This window comes from Marinobacter maritimus, from assembly GCF_007671675.1.
Classification (GTDB): Bacteria; Pseudomonadota; Gammaproteobacteria; order Pseudomonadales; family Oleiphilaceae; genus Marinobacter; species Marinobacter maritimus.
Window position 1 is genome coordinate 399819 of the sequence record NZ_VCGW01000001.1, and the last position, 24062, is coordinate 423880.

The following is a 24062-nucleotide window of genomic DNA, read 5'->3' on the forward strand; positions in this document are numbered from 1 at the left end:
GAATAGGCCGTTTGTTGTGCTGTGTCTGTGCGAGATGTGTGTCTCAGTGTTACGGATTGTTGGTTCGCTCAGGCGCTTACGCCGATCTCTGGTGCGGTCTCGGTAAACCGGCGAGTTTCATAGGCGTCGACCAGTCCATGCACGGAGGCGCGCTCCATATCCTGAATGGACGGCGTTCCGTTTTGAGCATCGGCTTTGCAAAGCACCATGCCGGCTTCTACAGAAATATACCCGGCCGTGGTTTTCAGCGCCTTGTGGTTGATGCCGTCAAACAGCCGGCGAAATGCGGTTGTGGTGCAGTGATCGCTGTTCGGGAAATAGGCAATGATCGCAAATTGATTATCACCGACCCGGCACAGAACATCGATAGGGCGAATCAGGGCGCTGAGCCTGCGCGCAATGCCCACCGACAATTCATTCATCACGGTGTGTGGGTGCTTGCGTTTGAGTTCCTGCCAGTTGCGAATGCCACAGAGTACGTAAGCCGAGGCGCCGCCCCGGGATTCAGCATGGCGCAGCATTTTGGCCAGCCGGTCCCGGCCATAACGATTGTTGCAAAGCCCGGTTTCAAGGTCGATGATGTTGCTGGATTCCAGCTCCCGATTATTCTCGATCAGCAGGGCGTTAGCGCGTAGCAGGGTGTTCTGGCGATCTGCCATGCGATCCGCGGCGAAAATCCGGGGGATCAGCTGTTTGGTCATGTCGGATTTGTAAACGAAATCATCCACGCCCCGGTCAAACGCTTCCGCTAAAGCGGCAACACTCTCCCGGGCGGTCAGCAGCATCACATAGGTGTAGTGGTTATTCTGCTCATCCTGTTGGCGTACCTGGTCGGTCAACGCCAGCCCGTCCATTTCCGGCATCAGCCAGTCGGCGATCAGTACACTTACTGGACGCTGTTCCATCAGCGCGAGAGCAGCCAGTGCGTCATTTGCGATACGTACGTCGCGATAACCGGCATTTCGTAAGGTACGGCCAACCACCATACTGCTGAATTTCGCGTCGTCTACTACAAGTATTGGAAGGTCCAGGTTTGGCATGATTGTCTACTTTTTACAGTCCATTGTCGGATGCGGCGATTACCGGGGCTTGGTATGCTTGCCTCTACTTTTAAAGTCGACAGTATACTCGCTACAGCGCCAGGAGAATAACGAACATGCCCTCTTTTGACATTGTTTCTGAAATTGATATGCACGAAGTCACCAATGCGGTAGATAAAGCCAGGAAAGATCTTGGCAACCGCTGGGATTTCAAAAACGTAGATGCCGATATCGAGCAGGATGATAAAGGCGTAACGGTCAGTGCTGAGCAGGAGTTCCAACTGGAGCAGTTGATCGACATATTACGCATGGCGTTTGCCAGCCGCGATATTGATGGTCGCGCGCTTTCCGAGAGCGGCGAAAGCAAGTCCGGCAAGTTGGTGAAGCAGCATTTCGTGCTGAAGCAGGGCCTTGAAACTGATATGGCGAAAAAAATCGTGAAGATGATCAAAGACGCCAAGCTGAAAGTACAAACCAGCATCCAGGGCGACAAGGTTCGTGTAACCGGCAAAAAGCGGGACGATCTGCAAACAGCCATTGCCCTGCTGCGTGAGTCCGAGCTCGACGTTCCACTCCAGTTCAATAATTTCCGCGACTGATCCGGAGGCTCCACCATCTCAACCGGCAACCGCCTGGTCCTGATCCGGGACATGCTTTACACCTACACTCGCTGGCAGGTGATCGCTCTGCTGTTCCTTGGCTTTTCAGCCGGGTTGCCGTTTTTGCTGGTGTTCTCCACGTTAAACGCGCGCCTTGCGGACGTTGGTGTGGAAACCGCCACCATCGGGTTTTTTAGCTGGCTGGGGATAACCTATTCCATCAAGGTGTTCTGGGCGCCGGTGGTCGACCGCTTGAAACTGCCGATATTGGACAGGCTGCTTGGGAAACGCCGGAGCTGGATACTGCTGGCGCAGGTTGGTATTGCGACAGGCCTCTACCTGATGGCCCATGTGGACGCCATCGCAGTACCTGAAACCATGGCACTTTGCGGGCTACTGGTAGCGTTTTCCTCCGCAACCCAGGATGTGGCCATTGATGCCTATCGCATTGAGATAGCTGAAGAGCGGCTCCAGGCAGCCTTGGCCGCGACTTATATTTTCGGGTATCGCCTGGCCTTGTTGGTTGCCGGAGCTGGCGCTCTGTATCTGGCAGAGTTCTGGTCCTGGCAGGTGTCCTACGAGGTTATGGCGGCACTGGTGGGTGTTGGCGCATTAACTGTTCTGGTTGTTCGGGAGCCTGCGGTAAATCATTTTTCGATTGCTCAGGACATTGCGCACAAAGTCGAGCAGGAAGCCGCGAAGCGTACCCACCTCGGCCCCCGAGTGGCGCGCTTTGCCGGGTGGTTTTATGCCGCCGTAGCAGGGCCTTTCCTGGATTTTTTCCGGCGCTATAAAGAGCTTTCCATTGCGATTCTGGTGATGGTGGCGGTTTACCGCATTTCTGATATCGCCATGGGCGTGATGGCCAATCCGTTCTATCTGGATTTTATGGGATTCAGCAAAACCGAGGTTGCGGACGTCACCAAGATCTTTGGATTCTTCATGACTATCGCCGGCTCCCTGGCTGGTGGCGTTCTGGTTGTGCGCTATGGCACGAGGAAGATTCTGCTGGTTGGTGCGATCATGACTGCGGCCACGAATCTTCTGTTTGTGTTTCTGGCTCAGTATCCGCCCAACCTGGTCACACTTGCGGCGGTGGTGAGTGCTGATAACCTCAGCGGTGGCATTGCCAACGTGGCCTTGATTGCCTGGCTTTCGAGCATGACCAGCGCGTCTTTTACAGCGACACAGTATGCGCTGTTCAGTTCTCTGATGACGCTGCCCGGAAAGTTCCTGGGCGGCTTTTCAGGCATGGTGGTTGCGGGCTTCGGCTATGCGGAGTTCTTTCTCGTTGCCGGGTTGATGGGGATTCCCGCGATTCTTTTGGCCCTGTTCCTGATTCGCCAGGGCGACAGGCTGGATGCGTTGGCGCCCGACCACTCAGGCAACGACAGCGCAGACGCCGGGCAGGCAGCAAGCGGATAAAGCGTATGGAACCGGGAAAAGATCAGAAAATCTGGCAGGTTGTGCTCGCAATTCCACCGGGAAAGGTTGCGAGCTACGGCCAGGTTGCCGAAATGGCCGGCCTGGGTCGCCAGGCCCGCTACATCGGCAGGGCGCTCGGCAAGCTTCCGAGGGGCCATTCAGTGCCTTGGTATCGGGTTATCCGCAGCAACGGCCAAATAGCCTTCCCGAAAGGCTCCGAGACTTACTGCAAGCAGGTCGGCTTACTGGAAGCCGAGGGCGTGGAAGTGGTCAACGGCCGGGTGGCTATGCGCCGGTTTCGGTGGCAATAAAGAGCCAGGTCAGGCCTGGCTCTCTTATGCTTTTAGAGCCCTGTGCTAGAGCCGCATTGCGCCGTCTACTTCGATCATGCGGCCGGATAAGTAGTCGTTTTCCAGGATAAAGGCTACAGTCGAAGCGATTTCTTCAGGTTTGCCCATTCGTTTAAGAGGGATGCCTGCAATCAGTTTCTCAAGCACTTCGGGCCTCATCGACCCGGTCATTTCGGTTCCCACGAACCCCGGAGCAATGCCCATGCAGCGGATGCCATAGCGTGCAAGCTCTTTTGCCCACACTGGTACCAGTGCAGAGATGCCCGCTTTAGCCGCAGAGTAGTTGCTCTGGCCCACGTTGCCAGCACGGGAAATGGAAGCGATGTTGATGATCACGCCTTTGCTGTCGCTATTGATCATATGAGTGGCTGCTTCGCGGCCGCACAGGAAAACACCTGTGAGGTTGACGTCGATAACGGACTGCCACTGGGATAGCTCCATGCGCTTCACAATCTGGCCGTCTTTCACCTTTACCAGCAGGCCATCGCGCAGTATGCCAGCGTTGTTAACCAAGCCATTCAGCTGCCCGAAATCCTCTACGATGGCGGCAAAGGTTTTCTCTACTTCGTCTTCTTTTGCCACGTTACACACGTAGGTTTTTGCCTCGCTACCGGCTTCTTTACAGGCTGCGGCGGCTTCTTCAAGTTTCTCTGGCGCCAGGTCAATCAGTGCCAGCCTTACGCCTCTTGCGGCAAGATATTCTGCCATGGCGCGGCCCAGTCCCTGACCACCTCCGGTAATCGCAACTACGGAATCTTGAAGTTTCATGTTTTGCCCTAAATTAATGAGAAAGTGATACTGGAAAGGCTGCGAGTATACCAGACCTTCAGATACCCATATCCAGACCGCGAGAACCTGATGTCTATATTATTGTTTGTATTCATTATTATGCCGATCGCCGAAATGGCGGTGCTCATTCAGGTAGGAGGCATGATTGGTGTGTTCAACACCATCGGCTTCGTACTGTTGACGGCGGTTGTTGGCGCCTGGCTGCTGCGCCAGCAAGGCCTGGCAACACTGCTCAAAGCCAATCAGCGCCTGAATAGCGGCGAGCTGCCCGCAAAAGAAGTTGCCGAAGGCCTTATTCTCGCGGTTGGTGGCGTGCTTCTGCTCACCCCCGGGTTTATCACCGATACCATTGGATTTTTCTGCCTCATTCCGTTTACCCGTCACTGGCTGGCTGCCCAGGCGCTCAAGCGCATGGTTGCGTCAAGCAAGAGCGGTGGGTTTTATTTCCGTGCCGGCGGAGGCCGAAATCCGTTCGGACAGGAGCCCTTTGGGGATCGCGATAACCCGTTTGGTCGCCAGAGCCCGTTTGACCGTGATAGCAACGGTGACATCATTGAAGGTGAATATCGGGATGAGACTAAAACCAGGCACGAGCGCCTTGATAAAAAATGAAAAGATTTATGAGGCTGGGTGTTGAAAACCCCGGTGCCAGCCCCACATAGATCTCACAAGTTCGCCGCAGGCTGATATCAGCTGAAAACAGCAGGTTAGAAGCCGGGCAATTTTGTCGGATTGAAACAACAATCCGACCATCAACAGCAAATGTCATTGCCACATTAATCTGACTATTGGAGAAGCCGAGCAATGAAGATCCGTCCGCTACACGATCGTGTCGTTGTACGCCGTAAAGAAGAAGAAGAGAAAACTGCAGGTGGCATCGTGCTGCCGGGTAATGCCAAAGAAAAGCCTTCCCAGGGTGAGGTTATTGCCGTTGGCAATGGTCGCGTTCTGGAAAACGGCGACGTTCGTGCGCTGGCAGTCAAAGCGGGTGACACCGTGGTTTTTGGCCAGTATGCCGGCAACACCGTGAAAATCGACGGTGAAGAGCTGCTCATCATGAGCGAGAGCGATATTTACGGCGTGCTTGAGTGATCGCTGAAGCAATTCGCACGAACAGTCATTTATCCGATTGATTCAACGAATTCGGTTTAACGAACAGGAACAGAAGACATGGCAGCAAAAGACGTAAAATTCGGTGATAGCGCCCGCAAACGTATGGTTGCAGGTGTAAATGTTCTGGCAGATGCAGTCAGGGTAACGCTTGGTCCCAAAGGCCGTAACGTGGTTCTGGAGAAGTCTTTCGGCGCTCCGGTCATTACCAAAGACGGTGTATCGGTTGCCAAAGAAATCGAACTGAAAGACAAGTTCGAGAACATGGGCGCCCAGATGGTTAAGGAAGTTGCTTCCCAAGCCAACGAAACCGCCGGTGACGGCACCACCACTGCGACCGTTCTGGCTCAGTCCATTGTTAACGAGGGCGTGAAGGCAGTGACTGCCGGCATGAACCCGATGGATCTTAAGCGTGGTATCGACAAAGCCACCGCAGAAGCCGTTAAAGCCATTCGTGAAATGGCCAAGCCTTGCGACGACAGCCGCGCTATTGCTCAGGTAGGTACCATCTCCGCCAACGGTGACGAGACCATTGGCAAGCTGATCGCTGACGCAATGGAAAAAGTGGGCAAAGAAGGCGTAATCACGGTTGAAGAAGGCCGTGGCCTGGAAGACGAGCTCGACGTAGTTGAAGGTATGCAGTTCGATCGTGGCTTCCTGTCTCCTTACTTCATCAACAACCAGGACAACATGTCTGTTGAGCTTGATGACCCGTACATGCTGCTGGTCGACAAGAAGATTTCCAACATTCGTGAGTTGCTCCCGGTACTGGAAGCAGTTGCTAAAGCTGGCAAGCCACTGATGATCATCGCTGAAGACATCGAAGGCGAAGCGCTGGCGACACTGGTTGTGAACAACATGCGTGGCATTGTGAAAGTCGCCGCTGTTAAAGCGCCTGGCTTTGGTGATCGCCGCAAGGAAATGCTGCAGGACATCGCTATTTTGACCGGCGGTACTGTGATTTCTGAAGAAGTTGGCCTGAGCCTTGAGAACACCACTCTGGACGATCTCGGCACAGCCAAGCGTGTAAACCTGACCAAGGAAAACACCACCATCATTGACGGTGCTGGTGCGCAGGCAGATATCGAAGCCCGTGTTGAGCAGGTGCGCAAGCAGATTGAAGACAGCTCTTCAGACTACGATAAAGAGAAGCTCCAGGAGCGTGTGGCCAAGCTGGCTGGCGGTGTTGCCGTCATCAAGGTAGGCGCCGGTTCTGAAGTGGAAATGAAAGAGAAGAAGGCCCGCGTTGAAGACGCACTTCACTCTACCCGCGCTGCCGTTGAAGAAGGCATTGTACCGGGTGGTGGTGTAACTCTGATCCGCGCCATCGCTGCGCTGGACAAGGTTGATGCCATCAACGAAGAGCAGAAAGCCGGTGTAAACATTCTGCGCCGCGCCATGGAAGCTCCATTGCGTCAGATCGTTTCCAACGCTGGCGGTGAGTCTTCTGTTGTTGTTGCCAAGGTTCGCGAAGGCGAAGGCTCTTTTGGCTACAACGCAGCGATTGAAGAGTACGGCGACATGCTGGAAATGGGTATTCTGGATCCAGCCAAGGTTACCCGCTCCGCGTTGCAGGCTGCTGCGTCCATCGCATCTCTGATCATCACCACTGAGGCGATGGTTGCGGATGAGCCGGATGACGAGAAAGCCGGTGGCGGAATGCCAGACATGGGTGGAATGGGCGGAATGGGAGGCATGGGCGGCATGATGTGATGCCGTTCATACCGAGCTGATTCCGACCACGTCTCGAATTTCCGGGGCGTGGCCTGATCTGCCTTGATAAACCTCGCGTTGGTTCTCACTGACGCGGGGTTTTTTTGTTTTTTTCTCATGAACTTGGCTAAGGCGTTTGCTAGACTCGGCTACCGGTCAACTGTCTGTGTGTAACCGAATGAGTGACGCTGAATCCCAACCTTTTCTACGCCCCGGCAAGCTATTGCTTCTTGTGTTGCTTGGGGTGCTTGTCTATCTCGGTGCACTGATCGTTTTTATTCCCGCTGGATGGATCTGGCATCAGGCTTCGCCGCACATTTCTCTCCCACCTCAGGTTCAGGTTCGGCAGGTGGCGGGTAAGGTCTGGGATGGCGCGGCAGGCGTTGTTGTGGCCGGCTTTCCGATGCGTGTTCAGTGGCAGCTGGGCTGGCCATCTATAACGGCTCTGGAACAGCCTGTGCGAATTTCCGTGGAATCTCTACAGTCGGCCGTTTCTGGCGATGTTACTGTGGGGTGGCCAGGAAATGGGCGCTTGAACGCAAGCGGCAAGATTGCAGTAGCGGAGTTTGAAGAACTTATCCGGCGCAGTGGCGGCGCGATGATTGAAGGCGACGTGAGTATTGATCGTCTGCAACTGGAATGGGCAAATGATCGTATTGTTCTTGCAGATGGCGTTGGTCGCTGGGCTGGGGGCAGGGTGAGCTGGCCCATCGGCAACCAGACCGGGCAGGCGGAGTTCCCACCCATGCGGGCGAGTATGGATACCACCGATGGCGGTGTGGCGCTGGTGGTTGCGGAACAGGCGGGCAATGGTCCGGCAGCGGATGCCAGCATTCTCTGGAACGGAATGATGGAATTGCGGGTTTACAAGCGCATGATTGATCTTGCCGGCCAGCCCTGGCCGGATTCCGCCAGCCCGGACGATGTTGTGTTCCGTGTAAGACAGCCATTGCTCCCGGGGGCGCGCTGATGTTTGCCAAGCTGCCCCCTGACACCCAGCATCGGATAGCGAAATTGGTGGCCAACCTGTTGCTTGTGGGGTTGGTGATTTATCTGGGTGTGGCTATGGCGAAGGTTACCTGGCTTTTTGCCTGGAACGACAAACCAGTTGCAGTCGCACCGGCTGCTGGCGCGTCCCGTGTTTCGGTTGCAGGGGGCTCCGGCGGCTATCCAATGGCCAGCTACGAACTATTTGGCCGGCCGGAGGTATCGGGAAAGGTGGCCGAGGCCGCCAAGCGTTCGGCGCCAGAGACCGGGCTAAAGCTAAGGCTTCAAGGTGTTCTGGTAGGACAGCGCCCGGAAGACTCAGGTGCTATAGTGGCCGGCAGCAACGGTGAAACCGCGTGGTACCGGGTAGGCGATTTGCTGCCAGGCAATGCCGAGTTGGCAGAGGTGGAGCCCGGGCGCATACTGATTCGCCGAGGTGGTCGCTACGAATCACTGACCTTTGAAGAAGACGACAGCTCCACAATGGTTGCAGAGGTAGCCCCGGAGCCGGCAGAATCATCACCGGAAGCGTTTCTTGAACGCGCCGGGCAGCAATTGGACAGCGCTGGTGCTGCGGCATTGACGCCTTATGGTCTTAGCCCCGTTGATGACAGCGGGAGTTCCGGTTATGTATATAACGGTTCCAGTGCCATGCTGAACGCGGTGAATCTGAAAGCCGGAGACATAATTACCGCCATCAACGGGCAGCGCCTTGGGGATGTGCAACAGGATCGGTCGCTGTTGGAAAGCTGGCGCGGCCAGGCCAGTCTGGATATAGAAATTGAGCGTGACGGGTCCATCCTCACGATAAGTTATGCCATACCTGAGCAGTGGCGCTGACCGGGTTCATCGATACAGGACGAAATCGCCAGATGTATAACTATAAGACCAACTTTCTGCGGGCCTTGGCTCTGCTAGTTTTGCTTCCCTTGATGTCGGTGGCGTACGGCCAAGAGGAGACCTGGCGGCTGAACCTGAAGGACGCGGATATTCGGGCCTTTGTTACCCAGGTTGCGGATATAACCGGTTACAGTTTTGTGGTGGATCCGAGGGTGAAGGGAAAGGTCACTGTTCTTTCCAGTGCGCCGATGAACAAGAACGAAATTTATGATCTGTTTCTTGCGGTGCTGAACGTTCACGGTTTCACTGCCATTCCCGGAGAAGAGGTTATAAAAGTGGTGCAGCAGGTGGATGCCAAACAGTCCGCCGAAGCCCTTGGCCGCTTCCCGAGTGTTCCTTCCGAGCAACTTATTACCCGAGTTATCCAGATTGATAACGCGAACGCCTTGGAGCTGGTGCCCATCCTGCGGCCGCTGGTGGCAAAGTATGGTCACCTGGCTGGAGTAGCCGCCGCCAATGCGCTGATTATCAGTGATCATTCGTCCAACATTCAGCGGATCGAGCAGATTGTCCGGGAACTCGACAGCCCCTCCAAATACGAAGTGGAAGTGATCAAGCTCAAGGAAGCCTGGGTCGGCGACATGGTGGTTCTGTTGCAGGAGCTTGCGCCGGATGAGCTAGGCCGCGCTGGCAACGACAGTGTCTCAAGAAAGTACAGTGTCACTGCAGATGAGCGCAGCAATCGCCTGATTCTCCGTGGCGATGAGTCTTTCAGAAGCAAGATGCGTGGGTTGATCTCCCAGTTGGACCAGCCCTCTGCCAGTGGCGGCGCAACCAAGGTTATCCGCCTCAAGCATGCCGATGCCAAGAATCTGACCGAGATCCTCAAAGGCGTCATGGGTGAGCTCGTCAAGGAAGGTGCCGGGGGTACGACCGGTGGCGGCGCTACGAGCAGGCCTCAGGGCAATTTCGCAGTGTTTGCCGATGAAGGGCTGAATGCCCTGGTGGTTCGCGGCGAGCCTTCGCTGATGCAGGAAGCCGAAGAGATAGTGTCGGCTTTGGATGTGCGTCGTGCGCAGGTGATGATCGAGGCGGCGATTGTTGAGATCAGTGATGAGCTGGGCCAGGATCTTGGCGTTCAGTTGGCCGTTGGGGATGAGTCTGGGTCTTCAACTCCCGTTATGGGGACAAACTTTGGCAACGTTGGCCGTAGCCTGGGCGATGTGCTGGGCGCAATACTCAGTGAATCCGTTATTTCGCCGGCCGTAGGGGGTGTTACTATCGGTGCCGGCCAAAGAAATGAAAACGGCGTGAGCTGGGGGATTCTCTTGCAGGCGCTCTCAACCTCTGCAGCGGCCAACCTGCTTTCGACACCGAGCATCATCACCCTGGATAATCAGGAGTCTGAAATTATCGTGGGTCAGAACGTACCTTTCCGTACTGGGCAGTCGACAGTCACAGGGGATGGCACGACGAATCCTTTTACCACGATTGAACGCAGGGATATTGGCCTTACCCTGAAAGTGACCCCAACCATAAGCGCTGATGGACTGGTGAGGCTGGTCGTTGAGCAGACCACAGAGAGTGTTGCTGACAGTATTGAAGATGCGTCGGACATTGTGACCAACAAGCGAGAAATCAAAACAACCGTGCTGGCAGATGATGGAGAAACGATTGTACTGGGCGGCCTGACCCGTGAAGACTACCAGGTAAACATGAGTAAGGTTCCACTGCTGGGCGACATTCCTTTTATCGGCCGTTTGTTCTCTTCGGAGTCTGAGCGCCGGATTAAGCGCAATCTGTTAGTTTTCCTGCGGCCAAAGATCCTGCTTGGAAAGGCTGAGGCCGTTGCGGCTACCTCCGAGAAGTTCAACAAACTGTGGGACGTAAATCTGGATATTCGCAACAAGCTGGGCTTGCCGGAGATGCAGGCCAATCCGGATATCAACATCCTGTTCAACACGGGTGAGAACAAGCTGCTGGAGTGACACCGGCATAGTCTTAAACGGTCATTGGCGGCATCGGGCAATCCATCTGGTCCGCCACCAGTCTCATCAATTCGTATTCCCGTACATCAATAACGCCATCGTAAGTGATGCAATGCCCACAGGCATCTATAACAGCGGGCTTCAGCAGTGGCGAGAGACCATTCAGCGCTTTCAGCGCCTCCTGTAACTGCCGCATCGTGACCTTCGCCATTACCGGATAGTCTTTTTTGCCATTGCTGGCGAAGCCGGCTATGGCTTCGCGATACAAAACGTCTGTCTTTTGATCAGCGCCGGAGCCCGCTCTTGCCAGCAAGCTCAGAACTGTCTGCAACGCAGGCATAACCGCGTCGTAGCTGCGGTGGCGCACGGGTATTACCCGCTCGGAATCGTTACCCAAGTGGCGGGAGAGGAAGCTGGTAAGTGCCAGCTCGAAGAGCGTGACCCGATGGTCTGCATCCACCAGCTTTCTGACGTTTGCAATCAGTTCGGCGCGCTCGAGAGGGTCCAGCTTGCGCAGAGCTGGCATGGCGAGCTCCAGGGCCGGGAAGCGCACAGCTTCGCCCAGTCTTTGCAGTGCCGGGACCAATTTTGCCAGCAGGTCTTGCTGTGCTCCAAGCAATGAATGGTCGGTAAGCAGTTTTAGGCGGTCAGCTTGTTGTTGCGCGTTCAAATTATCGATGAGCATGGCATAACACAGCTGAATAGCACCGGCTCGGGTATACAGCAAGCCGCGGAAGGTGGATGGCAAACGCTGCAGCAGATGTACAGCAAAGTCCTCTCCTTCCGGGCTGATCGTGCCAACTCTTTCTGAAAGCCTTTGTGCAATCTCCGGGGTTGCCACGGATGTGGCGATGGCCGAGCCGGAATGTGATGCGCGCCGGCCTGAGGCGAAACCAAACCTGTTTGTGGCTGCACCTGCGAAGCTGGAGGCTTCTGCGGGGTTTTGCCCGGAGGTTGCCGCGCGAAGATCGTCGCCAGGCTCTGTATCCCGAAGGCGGCTTTTCAGGCGCGCCATAAGCCCAGGCTGGATCGCGTTGATACGTTCTTCAATGGGGGGGTGTGAGGCAAGCAGTGACGAGAACTTCATGCGGGCACTTTCGCCGAAACACATGTGATTCATGTCACTGGCGTGACCGGTTGTATCCAGGTAGCTGCCCCGGAGCCCGATTTTGAAAAGGGCACCGCCAATACCATCGGGGTTGCGGGTAAATTGCACCGACGAGGCATCGGCGAGAGTTTCCCGCTGGCGCGACACAGCAGCCTGAATCAAACGGCCGAAAAACACACCCACGTAACCGATAACAAACAGAGCCACACCGAGGACTCCCATGGCTGCCTGGGCACGACCATCACGATTGCGTGCGGATGATCGCCCGCCGCTGTAGAACGACGCACGAAGCAGGAAGCCGCCGATCTGCCCGATCATCAGGATGCCCGAAAGCAGGGCAATAAGGCGCACGTTCAGGCGCATGTCACCGTTGAATATATGGCTGTACTCGTGACCCACAACGCCTTGTAGTTCATCCCGGGTTAGCTGTGTGATGGAGCCATGGGTGACTACCATAACGGCGGAGCCGGGCGTATACCCGGCTACAAAGGCGTTGATCCCGGTTTCGTTATCCATGATGTAGAGTTCCGGCACGGCCACGCCGCTGGCAATGGCCATTTCCTCTACAATATTGCGTAGTTTGCGCTCATCGCTGTCACGGGTGTCCGGGTCAATGGGTCGAGCACCGACCATTTTTGCCACGCGACTGCCGCCTCCCGAAAGATCTACCCAGCGTATGAGCGAACCCATAAATATGAGGGTTATCACAGCCGAGGCAGTGATAAGTCCGTGGCTGGAGAGCAGCCAGTAATGGAAGGGTTGTCCGGTGGTTTCACTTCGGGTGACGAAATAACCCACCACACACACGGCCAGTGTGATCAGCGCCACGGCCGTGAGGAACAGGAATACCAGCAGGCTGGTGTTGCGCCGGGCACTTGCCTGGCGCTGAAAAAAACCGGGATGGGCCATGCTTCAGAGCCTCAGAAGGCGACTTTCGGCACCTGGCGGGCCTCTGGAGACTCAAGCTCCAACTGGGAGGTTTCCTTGAACGCAAACAGTCCGGCAATAATGTTGTTGGGAAACTGCTCGCGGAAGATGTTGTAGCTCATTACTCCGTCGTTATAGGCCTGGCGGGCAAAGGAAACACGGTTCTCGGTGCTTGAAAGTTCTTCCATCAATTGCTGGATGGTCTCGTTGGCTTTCAGGTCCGGATAATTCTCTGCGACAGCATAAAAGTTGGCGAGGGCCTTTGTGAGCAGATTCTCGGCTCCGCCAAGACGCTGGATTTTGGTGCCGTCTCCAGGATCTTTGGCGGCATCTTTCTGAGCGCTGACGGCGCTGTTTCTCGCTTCCATAACCTGAGTCAGTGTTGATTTCTCGTGCACGAGGTAGGCTTTGGCTGCCTCGACCAGGTTGGGTATCAGATCGTGCCTGCGCTGGAGCTGAACATCAATCTGGGCAAAACCGTTTTTGAACTGGTTACGCAGAGACACCAAGCGGTTGTAGATAATAACCAGATAGATTGCAGCGACGGCAATAACAATCAGGCCAATAATGGTAGCGCCCATGGCAACTCCTCACAGGTAATGGTTCAGGTGTTATTTTCAAGAATTTTCTGGTGGAATCCCTGAACAAAGGTCTCAAAATCCGCAGGGCGCAGAGGCCTACTGAAGAAATACCCTTGAGCCAGTTTGCAACCACGCTGGCTGAGGTAGTATTCCTGTTCAGCCGTTTCCACGCCTTCCGCAACCACTGTCAGGTTGAGACTCTTGCCGAGATCGATAATGGTGTTGGCAATTTGAGTGTCTTCCTCGTTAATCAACAGATCCCGTATAAACTGTTTGTCAATTTTCAGGTGCTGAACCGGCATCTTTTTCAAATAAGTAAGCGATGAGTAGCCGGTACCGAAGTCATCTACGGCAATGCTGATGCCTGCACGGTTCAGGGTGTGCAGCTTGGCAACGGCGTCCGCAAGGTTAGTCATGAAGCTGGTTTCTGTGACTTCCAGCTCCAGTCGGCCTGCAGGAATGTCGTGGCGTTTCAGCGTGCTCAGTATGTCATCCACAATCCGATCCTGGCGCAGTTGCACCGCAGAAAGGTTGACGGCGATACGCAGGGGCAGATCCTTATCTGCCCACAACTTGGCCTGCAGGCAGGCCTGTTCCAGCACCCACTGGCCAATTTCTACAATGGAACCGTTGTTTTCCGCGACTGGAATGAAGTAGTCCGGCGGCACCAAGCCGCGTACGGGGTGCTCCCAACGCAGCAGTGCTTCTGCACCGATGACCCGTTTCGTCACAAGGTTTATCTGTGGCTGGTAAACCAGATGAAACTGGTCAAGGGCCAAAGCCTGAGAAAGATCCTTCTCAAGCTGTTTGCGATCCCGGATTTCCTGATCGATGCTCGCCACGTAAAACTGGAAGTGGTCGCGGCCTTTCTGTTTGGCCAGCATCATGGTTTGTTCTGCGCTCTGTAGCAGTCGATCGGGCTGGATGGCGTCAGACGGGTAGAGGGCAATGCCAAGAGTAGCCGTGATGGAAATGTTCTGATCTTCCACCCCTATATTCTCGCTTATTCCAGCCAGAATGGCTTCTGCGGTGTCTGCCGCCTGAAAGCCGTCTTTAAGCCCTTTTTCGACAATAACAAACTGATCACCGCCAAGTCTGGCTACTGTATAGCGGGAGCCGTTCAGGCTGTTTATGAGCCGGTCCGCCACGGTTTGCAGGGTCCGATCTCCGGTACGAAAACCGCATTGATCGTTGATGGATTTGAAATCATCAATGCCGCAAACGATCACGGATAGCCGGGTATGGTTTCGTTTCGACTCTTCGAGGTCAGCCTTTAACAGCTCCATAAAGCTGTCCCGGCTAAGCAACCCGGTTAGCTGGTCGAAACGGGCAAGGCGGTTTACTTTGTCTTCGGCTTCACGATGGCGTTTCTGGCTGTCACCAATGGCGACAAGCAGTGTGTTTGTCGCACTCACCCAAAGCCCAAGTTCGTCTTTTTCATGGCCTGCAGGCTTGTCGATCAGGCGGTCATCCGGGTGTGCCGGGTCAACCTGCTTTACTGAGTGCACAATGCGCAAAAGCGGGCGGGTCAGCAGCATATGAAATATGAAGAACAGCACCATGCCGAGAATCACTGCCGTGGCAATTACCGAAGTAAACGTAGCGGTGGCGCGCCCCAGCCACATATGGGCCGCCGGCACTGTATCGTAATGAACAACGAAATAACCGTATACGGTGTCGGAGTTGCTGTTGCGTATCAGTTCCGTGCGGAATTGGCGCTCGGCACCGAAAATCCAGTCGGTTAGCGGTCGGGATATGCTTTCAGTCAGGGGGCGCTCGCGACTGCTCAGGGGGTCGCCGTTGGTGTGAAGAATCTGGGCCAGGTGTACAGCCTCGCGTGCAAACAGTCCATCAACCACCTGTTCCGCCAGGTCGGCGTCTATGCTGAATACGGCCTGAGTGGCCGCATCTTTAACTATGGCAATGGTCTGCCGGGCCTGGTTGTCAAGATCAACAGATACGCGATTGGCATCAAGCACCACCTGAATGGCACTGACGATCACGCCGCTGATCAGCGCAACGGCAAGTATCCACCGAAGGATACGGTAGCCAAGACGGTTTTCAACCTCAAAGGATGTTTGCATTCAGTCCTGTCTTTTAGCTTGTTTACCAGACGCCCGTGTTCTTGTATCCGGAAATTGCCGACAACTCAACGCAATACAATGCGGACTATGATTCAGATTAATCAACACTGCATATTGTATCGGTGATTATTTCAGTTACTTGAGCTTACTGACGTTTCAATTTGTAAGTATGAAGAACCGTCAGACAAAAAACGCCCGCTTGGTGCGGGCGTTTCACATTCAGCCGTTGCCGGCCTCGCCTGAAAAGCGAGCCAGAATGATCAGGCCAGGTTTTCGTTTACGAAATCCCAGTTGACCAAATTCCAGAATGCTTCCAGATAGTTCGGGCGAGAGTTGCGGTAATCAATGTAGTACGCGTGCTCCCAAACATCTACGGTAAGCACAGGCTTGTCAGCACCGGTCAGCGGTGTTTCGGCGTTGCTGGTGTTGGCAATAGCGACGCTGCCATCGGCTTTCTTGACAAGCCAGGTCCAGCCAGAACCGAAGTTGTTGGCGGCTTTGTCGTTGAATTCTTTCTTGAAGTTATCGAATGAACCGAAGGCTTTTTCGATCGCTTCTTTGGCCGCACCTTTGGGCTCACCGCCGCCGTTGGGGCTCAGGCAGTGCCAGTAGAAGGTGTGATTCCATACTTGTGCTGCGTTGTTGAACAGCGGGCCACTGGCGCTCTTGATGATGTCTTCAAGCGACTTGTTAGCGTTATCCGTACCTTCAACCAGACCGTTGAGCTTGGTTACGTAGGTGTTGTGGTGCTTGCCGTAATGGTATTCGAGGGTTTCAGCAGAGATGTGTGGTTCCAGTGCGTTCTTTTCGTAAGGTAATGCTGGAAGTTCAAATGCCATGAGATCGTTCTCCCTGGTCTCTCTTATGGTGAGTGTTACTGCTTTAATATAGGGTCGATTTGAGCGATATCAACCCCGCAAGCTGTTTCAGCCTTTACGGTTCAATGAACTCGTGAATTCGGGGCTGCCGGGCAGGAACTGCACACAATTCCTTATTCGCCAAACCAGTTCTGCGTAGCTATCCGCCAGAATATTAACGTGGCCAAGCTTGCGACCCGTGCGTTCACCTTTATTGTAGAGGTGTATATGAGCGTAGGGGAGTTCCAGCAGGCGTTCAACTTCACCATGCTCGCCGATGATGTTAATCATGCAGCTAAGGCCGCGAGGTTCAACGCTGCCCAACGGGTGCCCGCTAACGGCACGGATGTGGTTCTCAAACTGGCTGGTCATCGCGCCTTCGATGGTCCAGTGCCCTGAATTATGAACTCGCGGGGCCATCTCGTTTGCTACCAGCCCCTCGGCTGTTTCAAACAGCTCGAGTGTAAGTACACCTACGTACCCAAGTTCATTCAGCAGGGCTTTGATATAGCGCTCCGCATCTTCCTGAACGTGTTTTTCCAGTTTCGGCGCGGGCGCGATTGAGTATCGCAATATGCCGTTGTGGTGCACGTTTTCAGCGATGGGGTAAAAAGCCAGTTGGCCGTCTTCTGCTCGCACGGCAATGATGGAAACTTCGCGGCTGAACTCAACAAACTTCTCTACCATCAATCGTGGGTGACCGATGGATTCCCAAGCTGCTTGTGCATCTTCCGGACTTTTCAGGACAGCCTGGCCTTTGCCGTCATAACCTTCAGTGTTGGATTTGGCAACAACAGGGCAGCCCAGGCTTTCGGCTGCGGCTTTCAGGGATTCTGCACTGTCGGCAATCTTCCATTGGGGTGTAGGGATGCCAAGCTCACCGAACAGTGTCTTCTCGGCTTCTCGGTTCTGGCACACCTGCAGGGCACGGGGGCAGGGGTGAACCGGCTTTTCTTTCGCCAGTTTTTCTGCAACTTCGACAGGCAGGTGTTCAAATTCGTAGGTGACACGATCAACCCGCGACAGGAAGTCGTCCAGGTATTTGCCTTCGCGATCAATGATGACTTCACCCAGCCCGGCACTGGGGCTGCCTGACATGTCATAGAAAACAAAGGTTTTGGCCAGCGGATATCCGGCGAGGGCAAGCATTCTTCCCAGTTGACCGGCGCCTAGTACACCAATTCTCATTTGTGTTCTCCTGCCGCTGTTGGGCATTTTACTTTGGGTGGTCAGCACGGTCGGGGCGAGGCTTTCCAAAACACGCTGTGAATACGTCCGTGTACGCTTGGCTCCGCCATCCCTGGCTCCGCACAGTTGTGGAAAGCCTCGCCCCAGCCGCGCGGTCGGAACTGGTCAGTGGATTCACTGCTCTTTTGGATCGGGATTATCCAGAATCGTTTGGGTCTGTGTTGTACGGAATTCATCTACAGCTTTGCGCACACCATCATCAAATGTGCCAACAATTTGCGCGGCCAGCAACCCGGCATTGGTGGCACCGGCGTTACCGATAGCCAGGGTGCCGACGGCAATGCCGCCGGGCATTTGAACGATGGACAATAACGAATCAAGGCCGCTTAGCGCTTTGGACTGTACGGGGACGCCCAGTACCGGCAAGGACGTCTGCGATGCAACCATACCGGGTAAGTGAGCTGCGCCGCCGGCGCCTGCGATGATGACTTTCAGGCCGCGGTCGGAGGCTGTCTTTGCGTAATCGAAAAGCAGGTCCGGGGTACGGTGAGCCGAGACGACTTTGGTTTCATAGGCGACGCCGAGTTTTTCGAGCATGTTGGCGGCGTGTTCCATGGTGGGCCAGTCGGATTTGGAGCCCATGATAAGTCCTACAAGCGGCTGCATACGCAACTGTCCTGTGATAATTGGAAAGCCGGCCATTGTATGTTTTGGCTATCTACCATGCAAGGAAGGTGTTTGGCCCGTTTATGGTGGAGCGCGGCATTGGGGGATCTTCCCCGGGAACCGCTACGAGCACATCCATGTGCGCTTGACTCCGGCCATCCATGGCCTCCGACATTCCCGGGGAAGATCCCCCCACTACCGCACCGGACTGCAGCCATGCCTGCGACTGACCGGAAGATGTCTGTATGCTTCGTCATTTCAACCCTTCGGCAAGTGCATGTATTATAAGTGTCAGTTAATTAAACCGCCCATATCCAGGAGCTGTAATGGAACCCATCCGTCCAGATGACGATGAACTGAGAGCTGAACGGCCTTTTGGTGCCGCTGAGAAAAAGGCGCCAGCCCAGAAGAAACCGAAATCGTCAGCCGAGGCGGCCGGTGGGAAGCCTAAGCCGCCGAAGCCGGTAAAGGGCAGTGGTAATAGTAACGGTGGCGGCAATGGTCGGTCGGGGCTGGCGGTTTTGTGGTTGCTGGTTATCGCGGTGGCTGTTGCGTCACTGGCCGGGTGGTATTCCCAGAATCAGCGGATTCAGATGCTGGAAGGGCAGTTGGAGGAGGCAGATTACTGGGCGCGTCAGAGCAAGCTGGCGCTGGCGAGGTTTGAAGGTGATCTGTCAGAAACCGGAGAGAATCTGCAGGAGAGTGGTGCGTCCCTGACTGATCAGATTGAATCCCAGAAGAAACAACTGGATGAGGCAGACAGTGAGATTCGCAAGTTGTGGGTCATTGCAAACGAGCGTAACAAGAAGCGTCTGGATGATCATCAGGAGCGGGTTGCGGTTGTTGAGAGCGGGATCGCGGAAAACAAAAAGGCGTTGGCGGACGTAGGCTCCACAGTTGAGAAAGTCCGGACGTCGCTTAGTGCCGATTTGGCTTCGTTAACCAAACAGACAGAGACGTCGGTTGCGGTTTTGGAGGACGCAAATCGGCAGGCTACGGAACAGTTGACAGCTCTGAACAAGCAGTTGGCGGAGGTGGATCAGCTTGTTGAGCGTCGTGTTCGCCGCTTTGAGCAGGAGCAGAAGCTTGGAATCAGCGGCATGGAAGGGCGGCTGTCTGCGCTTGAGAAAAAGCTGGCGCAGGCGTCCGGCAATGATCGCGATCAGGCGATCAGGAATGAGCTCGCGGCACTGAAGAGGAACGTCGAAGCAATTGATTCTTCCCGTGCGCAGCTTACGTCACGCCTGGTGCGGTTATCGGATGAGATGAATCAGCTTCGTAGTCAGGTCTCAGCCCAGTAGCGGATCTGGCGCATTCACTGATTGGCGCCTACTGGAGAGTGGGCGCCGGGTTTTGTAACGGTTTGTTATTCATCCCTTGCGGTAGCTCTCATTTATACCGTTTGGCAGTTGCTATGATCAGGCAACTCACCAAAGGATGAAGAGTTAATAAAAATGAAAGCCCCAGTGTCTTTTTTTGAGCCCTCCAAGCTTTCCTCGTTTTGTTTTCGCGCGCTGTTATTTGCCTGGCTGTTGCTGCCTGTGTCCGGATGTACGATTTACCAGTCTGTTGGCAAAAGCGTTGGGTCGTTCCTGCATCCGGTTTCCGGACACGATTTTGTACACATTGATAGCGACAGCTGGGATCGCAAGCACGCTGTTCTGTATTTCTACCGCACTCACTCCCAGTGGGCGGCCGATGAGATTGAAGCGCCCAGTGTGTATGTCGACGACACCCACTACTTCAATATTCGCAACGACAGTTTTACCTGGCTGGTGGTGAAGCCAGGCGAGCGCCATATTGCCATGCGCCGGCCGTTGATGGGTCTTGAAGGGATGAACTCGTTCAGCCTCAGCCTGATTGCGGACGCCACCTTTACCGTCGAGGCAGGGCGTATCTATTACCTACGATATAGTGAGGTGTCTGAGCCGACACAGGCACATCCGGAGCTCGACCCGGAACACCCTCTCACCCAAGGTGATCTGCAACTGGTAACGCGGGAGTACGCGATGCAGGCACAGGAAATCGTCTCAACGCGCTTCCTGAACAGCGATTTGCTGGCTCCGAACCATGCTGCGGTTTCCATAGTCGAAACCAATGAAGATGTGGATTACGAGCGGCGAATCGCACTTTTGGAAGAAGAGCGTGAGGTGGAAGTGGAGAGGCTCAAGAATGAAGGGTTGTACAAGCCGGCTCCATGGTACTGGCCATTTGGAGGCGGCCCGTCGGTTCCGTTGGAAACAGACAGAGAGATTGATCAGCTGGAGAAGGAGTATGCCCTGCTGGAGCTGGAACGCGAGCGTCAGGAAGCAGCGGAATCGGACGGTTGGTGGTTTTTCTAGGGTTTCCGGAAAAAGATTTGACACCGCCGGACAAATGCTTAAAATGCGCCTCTCACTTGGTCAAGCAACGTCGTCTGTTCGCAGGCATCAGCAGCATCAAGTGAGTGCCTTTTGAAAGGTGCCAGAGTGGGTGGTTAGCTCAGCTGGGAGAGCATCGCCCTTACAAGGCGAGGGTCACTGGTTCGATCCCAGTACCACCCACCATTTTCTTTCAAGGCAGGTATCGAGCTCTTGAGTTCGTATGTGATCCAGGCTTAATGCCGGATCGATGTGGAGCGGTAGTTCAGTTGGTTAGAATACCGGCCTGTCACGCCGGGGGTCGCGGGTTCGAGTCCCGTCCGCTCCGCCACTGTTTTCTGATTTATTCCCGGGTGGTTAGCTCAGCTGGGAGAGCATCGCCCTTACAAGGCGAGGGTCACTGGTTCGATCCCAGTACCACCCACCAGATTCCGAAAAAGGGCAAGTCCATTGGACTTGCCCTTTTTTATTACTTGCCGATCAGTGACTGACCACACACCCGCACAACGTTCCCGTTAACACCGCCAGAAGCTGGGCTGCAATACCATGCGATGGTTTCTGCAACGTCCACAGGCTGGCCGCCCTGAGACAAGCTGTTCATGCGCCTTCCCGCTTCGCGCAGGGCCAGAGGCATGGCCGCTGTCATCCGGGTTTCAATAAAGCCAGGGGCTACGGCGTTAATAGTGATGCCGTTCTTGACCTGTTTTGCCATGGCTTCTACATAGCCAATGACACCGGATTTCGCTGCAGAGTAATTCGTTTGCCCGAAGTTGCCGGCAATGCCGCTGATGGACGAGATACCGACAATGCGACCGTTCTCACGAAGCAGCTCCCGGCCCATGAGTTCATCATTGATGTGTTCTTCCGCTGTCAGATTGACGGCGATGGTCATATCCCAGAAATGTTCGGGCATATTGCCCAGCGTTTTGTCGCGGGTAATGCCGGCGTTATGAATGACCAGATCTACTCCACCAAACTGTTTTTCAACATAGTCTGCGATTTTTGCTGGTGCGTCGCTGGCGGTGATATCGCAAGAAAGGGCTTTGCCTTTGATTGCGCCCATCACCTTCTCCAGATCGGCCATGGCAGGCTCAATGTCCAGCCCGACTACCGTGGCACCATCCCGAGCCAGAGTTTCTGCAATGGAGGCGCCGATTCCCCTTGACGCGCCTGTGACCAGCGCCACTTTTCCGGAAAGCGGAGCAACCGGGTTGGTTGTTGGCGCGCTGTTGGTTTTGCCAATGCGCACAACCTGGCCAGAAACGTATGCCGACCGGGCAGAGAGGAAGAATCGAAGGCTGGATTCCAGCTGTTTTTCTGCATTGGGCGCCATCCATAGCAGGTTAGCGGTTGCGCCTTTTTTGCCAATTTCTTTGCCGATACTGCGAGTAAAACCTTCCAGCGCCTGCTGTGCTGCAGCCTGGGGCGCTTTGCGGCAAGTGGACGGATCCTGGCCTACAATCACCACACGGGCGTTAGTGCCGAGCTTTTTGATGGTGGGGTGGAAGAAATCGTACAATGCGCGAAGATCTCCGGAGTTCTTCAGGCCAGTGGCGTCGAAGATCAGGGCTGAGAATTTTGTCTCGGTGCCTGAATCCAGATCCATCGATTGGGCTTTGTTTCCGGCTTTTGATGAGTCTTCCAGCGTTGTTTTGCCGCTGGCATGGTGAAGCGTTGCAGCGCTTGCACCGAGAACGCCGCCAATCGTAGCAATGGCTTTGCCGCCACTACCTGCGCCGACCAGCACGTTGCCTTCAATAAAGGGTTGATCTGCACGCCTTAGCCGTTGCAGTGGCACAGGCGACGGTAGGCCCAGGGTTTGCGCGGCGGTTTTACCCACCGGGGTGTTTACAAGCTTAAAGTAAATGTCAGACATGGCTTCATCCTTGCGTTGCTATGATGTGTGGAGCATGTTGGTTCACAGAGTAAAGAATCGGGCAGTTATGTGATTGACTCAATGCCTGTGAGGCTTTGTCAGGTTTGCCAATGAGACATTGTTGGTTGACGCTAGACTGCCCTCAACTCCAGAAAACTTGAAGAAAGGATATCATCATGGCACAGGCTCAAAAATCCAACCAGAAGAAACCCGTGGCCTCGAAAGCGACGGAGAAGGGCGCCAGTGGCGTTCGCCGCGTGGCGGTTATCGGGGGCAATCGGGTTCCTTTTGCCCGCTCTAATACGGCCTACAGCAAAATCAGTAATCAGGAGTTGCTGACCTCCGCTCTGCGTGGGCTTGTTGATCGTTTTGGCCTTCAGGGCCAGCGCCTTGGTGAGGTGGTTGCCGGCGCCGTGATCAAACACTCCAGGGATTTTAACCTTACCCGTGAAGCCGCACTGAGTTGCGGGCTTGCGCCGGAAACGCCGGCGTACGACATTCAACAGGCGTGCGGCACCGGGCTTGAGGCGGCCATTCTGGTCGCCAACAAGATTGCCCTTGGACAAATCGAATGCGGTATTGCGGGTGGTACCGATACCACATCGGATGCGCCAATTGGCGTCAACGAGGGGCTGCGGGAGATTCTGCTTGATCTGAACCGGGCCAAGACAACCGGTGACCGACTGAAAATTTTCAGCCGTTTGCGCCCGAGCCATCTGAAGCCAGACGTACCGCAGAACGGAGAGCCCCGTACTGGTATGTCCATGGGTGAGCACGCGCAGGTAACCGCACATGAATGGTCTATTCCGCGGGATGAGCAGGATCTGCTGGCATGGGAAAGCCACAAGAAGTTGGCCAAAGCCTATGAAGAAGGCTTCTTTGATGACTTGATAACACCGCTGGCAGGACTTGAGAAAGACAATATTTTGCGCCCGGACACCACGCTGGAAAAGCTGGCAACACTGAAGCCGGTTTTCGATCGCGATAAGGGCACCATGACGGCTGCTAACAGTACCGCATTGACCGATGGTGCCGCTTGCGTGCTGCTGGCCAGTGAAGAATGGGCGAAAGCCAATAACTTCGAGGTAAAAGCCTGGCTGACTTTCTCGGAAGTGGCTGCTGTTGATTTTGTTGATAAAAAAGAAGGGCTGCTCATGGCTCCCGCTTATGCGGTGCCGCGTCTCCTGGAGAAAGCCGGCCTTACGCTGCAGGATTTCGATTTTTATGAAATCCACGAAGCGTTTGCATCGCAGGTTCTTTCAACGCTCAAAGCCTGGGAAGATCCTGCTTTCTGTAAAGTCAAGCTGGGCTTGAACAAACCGCTAGGCAGCATCGATCGCAATAAGCTGAACGTCAAGGGCAGCAGCCTTGCCACGGGCCACCCGTTCGCTGCGACCGGCGGGCGTATTGTGGCGACGCTTGCCAAGCTGCTGGAAGAGAAGGGCCGCGGCCGCGGCCTGGTATCCATCTGTGCAGCCGGTGGTCAGGGTGTAACGGCGATTATGGAGCGATAAGTTAGTGGAAAGTCGGAATAGTCTTTGACAGATGGGGTTGGGCTCCGTAGTATGCGCACC

General features: G+C 54.9%; 21 protein-coding genes and 3 tRNA genes. 15 read left to right on the top strand and 9 right to left on the bottom strand.

From position 1 onward, the window contains the following. Positions 1-68 precede the first annotated feature (68 nt). Complete coding sequence (locus tag FFI90_RS01815) at positions 69-1040, bottom strand: GGDEF domain-containing response regulator (protein WP_144775970.1); 972 nt, start codon at positions 1038-1040, stop codon at positions 69-71. Between the two features lie 116 nt (positions 1041-1156). Here FFI90_RS01815 and FFI90_RS01820 point away from each other — a divergent pair, with 116 nt between their 5' ends. Genes FFI90_RS01820 through FFI90_RS01830 form a run of 3 tightly spaced genes read left to right on the top strand, consistent with a single transcriptional unit; the run spans position 1157 to position 3375 of the window. Further along, entirely contained in the window at positions 1157-1639 is a 483-nt protein-coding gene (locus FFI90_RS01820) for a YajQ family cyclic di-GMP-binding protein (protein WP_144775972.1), read from the top strand. 51 nt (positions 1640-1690) lie between these two features. Further along, positions 1691-3064 carry an AmpG family muropeptide MFS transporter gene (locus tag FFI90_RS01825; RefSeq protein ID WP_246123277.1) on the top strand — a complete coding sequence of 458 codons (1374 nt, stop codon included), beginning with the start codon at positions 1691-1693 and terminating at the stop codon, positions 3062-3064. A 5-nt stretch (positions 3065-3069) separates the two neighbouring features. Then, on the top strand, positions 3070-3375 hold the full coding sequence (locus tag FFI90_RS01830) for an MGMT family protein (RefSeq protein ID WP_144775974.1): 306 nt from the start codon (positions 3070-3072) through the stop codon (positions 3373-3375). A 45-nt stretch (positions 3376-3420) separates the two neighbouring features. On the opposite strand, the gene FFI90_RS01835 is transcribed toward FFI90_RS01830, so the two are convergent. After that, positions 3421-4182: an SDR family oxidoreductase gene (locus FFI90_RS01835; protein WP_144775976.1), complete on the bottom strand. Its 762-nt coding sequence runs from the start codon at positions 4180-4182 to the stop codon at positions 3421-3423. Positions 4183-4272: 90 nt separating this feature from the next. Here FFI90_RS01835 and FFI90_RS01840 point away from each other — a divergent pair, with 90 nt between their 5' ends. From FFI90_RS01840 to gspD, 6 genes are all read left to right on the top strand, one after another. Beyond that, entirely contained in the window at positions 4273-4815 is a 543-nt protein-coding gene (locus FFI90_RS01840; protein WP_144775978.1) for an FxsA family protein, read from the top strand. Positions 4816-5007: 192 nt separating this feature from the next. After that, a complete protein-coding gene (gene groES / locus FFI90_RS01845; protein ID WP_144775980.1) occupies positions 5008-5295 on the top strand; it encodes a co-chaperone GroES in 288 nt (95 codons plus the stop codon). A 78-nt stretch (positions 5296-5373) separates the two neighbouring features. After that, on the top strand, positions 5374-7026 hold the full coding sequence (gene groL / locus FFI90_RS01850; protein WP_144775982.1) for a chaperonin GroEL: 1653 nt from the start codon (positions 5374-5376) through the stop codon (positions 7024-7026). 178 nt (positions 7027-7204) lie between these two features. Continuing rightward, a complete protein-coding gene (gspN, locus tag FFI90_RS01855) occupies positions 7205-7996 on the top strand; it encodes a type II secretion system protein N (RefSeq protein WP_144775984.1) in 792 nt (263 codons plus the stop codon). Next, a complete protein-coding gene (locus FFI90_RS01860) occupies positions 7996-8853 on the top strand; it encodes a type II secretion system protein N (protein ID WP_144775986.1) in 858 nt (285 codons plus the stop codon). The genes gspN and FFI90_RS01860 overlap by 1 nt, the downstream gene beginning before the upstream one ends. A gap of 32 nt (positions 8854-8885) precedes the next feature. Then, positions 8886-10841: a type II secretion system secretin GspD gene (gene gspD, locus FFI90_RS01865; RefSeq protein WP_144775988.1), complete on the top strand. Its 1956-nt coding sequence runs from the start codon at positions 8886-8888 to the stop codon at positions 10839-10841. 13 nt (positions 10842-10854) lie between these two features. On the opposite strand, the gene FFI90_RS01870 is transcribed toward gspD, so the two are convergent. The 6 genes from FFI90_RS01870 to purE all read right to left on the bottom strand — a co-directional run bounded on the left by FFI90_RS01870 (position 10855) and on the right by purE (position 18252). After that, on the bottom strand, positions 10855-12858 hold the full coding sequence (locus tag FFI90_RS01870; protein ID WP_144775990.1) for a M48 family metallopeptidase: 2004 nt from the start codon (positions 12856-12858) through the stop codon (positions 10855-10857). 11 nt (positions 12859-12869) lie between these two features. Further along, entirely contained in the window at positions 12870-13457 is a 588-nt protein-coding gene (locus tag FFI90_RS01875; RefSeq protein ID WP_144775992.1) for a LemA family protein, read from the bottom strand. A 23-nt stretch (positions 13458-13480) separates the two neighbouring features. Next, the gene (locus tag FFI90_RS01880) at positions 13481-15541 is read right to left on the bottom strand and encodes a putative bifunctional diguanylate cyclase/phosphodiesterase (RefSeq protein ID WP_144775994.1); all 2061 of its coding nucleotides are present in this window, start codon (positions 15539-15541) and stop codon (positions 13481-13483) included. A gap of 260 nt (positions 15542-15801) precedes the next feature. Further along, complete coding sequence (gene sodB, locus FFI90_RS01885; RefSeq protein WP_144775995.1) at positions 15802-16380, bottom strand: superoxide dismutase [Fe]; 579 nt, start codon at positions 16378-16380, stop codon at positions 15802-15804. 87 nt (positions 16381-16467) lie between these two features. Continuing rightward, positions 16468-17586, bottom strand: coding sequence for a 5-(carboxyamino)imidazole ribonucleotide synthase (locus FFI90_RS01890; protein WP_144775997.1), 1119 nt, complete (start codon positions 17584-17586; stop codon positions 16468-16470). A gap of 174 nt (positions 17587-17760) precedes the next feature. Continuing rightward, positions 17761-18252, bottom strand: a complete 492-nt coding sequence (purE, locus tag FFI90_RS01895) for a 5-(carboxyamino)imidazole ribonucleotide mutase (protein WP_144775999.1) — start codon at positions 18250-18252, stop codon at positions 17761-17763. Positions 18253-18578: 326 nt separating this feature from the next. Between purE and FFI90_RS01900 the strand changes: the two genes are divergently transcribed. The 5 genes from FFI90_RS01900 to FFI90_RS01920 all read left to right on the top strand — a co-directional run bounded on the left by FFI90_RS01900 (position 18579) and on the right by FFI90_RS01920 (position 21039). Next, positions 18579-19553, top strand: coding sequence for a hypothetical protein (locus FFI90_RS01900; RefSeq protein WP_144776001.1), 975 nt, complete (start codon positions 18579-18581; stop codon positions 19551-19553). Positions 19554-19700: 147 nt separating this feature from the next. After that, positions 19701-20594, top strand: a complete 894-nt coding sequence (locus FFI90_RS01905) for a DUF2846 domain-containing protein (protein ID WP_425463083.1) — start codon at positions 19701-19703, stop codon at positions 20592-20594. Between the two features lie 128 nt (positions 20595-20722). Further along, a tRNA-Val gene (locus FFI90_RS01910) sits at positions 20723-20798 on the top strand. A gap of 68 nt (positions 20799-20866) precedes the next feature. Beyond that, positions 20867-20943, top strand: a tRNA-Asp gene (locus FFI90_RS01915). A 20-nt stretch (positions 20944-20963) separates the two neighbouring features. After that, positions 20964-21039: transfer RNA gene (locus tag FFI90_RS01920), tRNA-Val, on the top strand. 42 nt (positions 21040-21081) lie between these two features. Here FFI90_RS01920 and FFI90_RS01925 read toward each other — a convergent pair. Further along, complete coding sequence (locus tag FFI90_RS01925; RefSeq protein WP_144776005.1) at positions 21082-22488, bottom strand: 3-oxoacyl-ACP reductase; 1407 nt, start codon at positions 22486-22488, stop codon at positions 21082-21084. 176 nt (positions 22489-22664) lie between these two features. Between FFI90_RS01925 and FFI90_RS01930 the strand changes: the two genes are divergently transcribed. Continuing rightward, positions 22665-24002 carry an acetyl-CoA C-acetyltransferase gene (locus tag FFI90_RS01930; RefSeq protein WP_144776007.1) on the top strand — a complete coding sequence of 446 codons (1338 nt, stop codon included), beginning with the start codon at positions 22665-22667 and terminating at the stop codon, positions 24000-24002. Positions 24003-24062 lie beyond the last annotated feature (60 nt).

Coding starts and splice junctions, on each gene's coding strand:
- FFI90_RS01870 (WP_144775990.1), bottom strand. CDS start 12,858: ATGGCCCATCCCGGTTTTTTTCAGCGCCAGGCAAGTGCCCGGCGCAAC.
- FFI90_RS01925 (WP_144776005.1), bottom strand. CDS start 22,488: ATGTCTGACATTTACTTTAAGCTTGTAAACACCCCGGTGGGTAAAACC.
- FFI90_RS01835 (WP_144775976.1), bottom strand. CDS start 4,182: ATGAAACTTCAAGATTCCGTAGTTGCGATTACCGGAGGTGGTCAGGGA.
- gspN (WP_144775984.1), top strand. CDS start 7,205: ATGAGTGACGCTGAATCCCAACCTTTTCTACGCCCCGGCAAGCTATTG.
- FFI90_RS01860 (WP_144775986.1), top strand. CDS start 7,996: ATGTTTGCCAAGCTGCCCCCTGACACCCAGCATCGGATAGCGAAATTG.
- FFI90_RS01825 (WP_246123277.1), top strand. CDS start 1,691: ATGCTTTACACCTACACTCGCTGGCAGGTGATCGCTCTGCTGTTCCTT.
- FFI90_RS01890 (WP_144775997.1), bottom strand. CDS start 17,586: ATGAGAATTGGTGTACTAGGCGCCGGTCAACTGGGAAGAATGCTTGCC.
- purE (WP_144775999.1), bottom strand. CDS start 18,252: ATGCAGCCGCTTGTAGGACTTATCATGGGCTCCAAATCCGACTGGCCC.
- FFI90_RS01875 (WP_144775992.1), bottom strand. CDS start 13,457: ATGGGCGCTACCATTATTGGCCTGATTGTTATTGCCGTCGCTGCAATC.
- FFI90_RS01900 (WP_144776001.1), top strand. CDS start 18,579: ATGGAACCCATCCGTCCAGATGACGATGAACTGAGAGCTGAACGGCCT.
- gspD (WP_144775988.1), top strand. CDS start 8,886: ATGTATAACTATAAGACCAACTTTCTGCGGGCCTTGGCTCTGCTAGTT.
- FFI90_RS01880 (WP_144775994.1), bottom strand. CDS start 15,541: ATGCAAACATCCTTTGAGGTTGAAAACCGTCTTGGCTACCGTATCCTT.
- FFI90_RS01820 (WP_144775972.1), top strand. CDS start 1,157: ATGCCCTCTTTTGACATTGTTTCTGAAATTGATATGCACGAAGTCACC.
- groES (WP_144775980.1), top strand. CDS start 5,008: ATGAAGATCCGTCCGCTACACGATCGTGTCGTTGTACGCCGTAAAGAA.
- FFI90_RS01930 (WP_144776007.1), top strand. CDS start 22,665: ATGGCACAGGCTCAAAAATCCAACCAGAAGAAACCCGTGGCCTCGAAA.
- groL (WP_144775982.1), top strand. CDS start 5,374: ATGGCAGCAAAAGACGTAAAATTCGGTGATAGCGCCCGCAAACGTATG.
- FFI90_RS01840 (WP_144775978.1), top strand. CDS start 4,273: ATGTCTATATTATTGTTTGTATTCATTATTATGCCGATCGCCGAAATG.
- FFI90_RS01830 (WP_144775974.1), top strand. CDS start 3,070: ATGGAACCGGGAAAAGATCAGAAAATCTGGCAGGTTGTGCTCGCAATT.
- sodB (WP_144775995.1), bottom strand. CDS start 16,380: ATGGCATTTGAACTTCCAGCATTACCTTACGAAAAGAACGCACTGGAA.
- FFI90_RS01815 (WP_144775970.1), bottom strand. CDS start 1,040: ATGCCAAACCTGGACCTTCCAATACTTGTAGTAGACGACGCGAAATTC.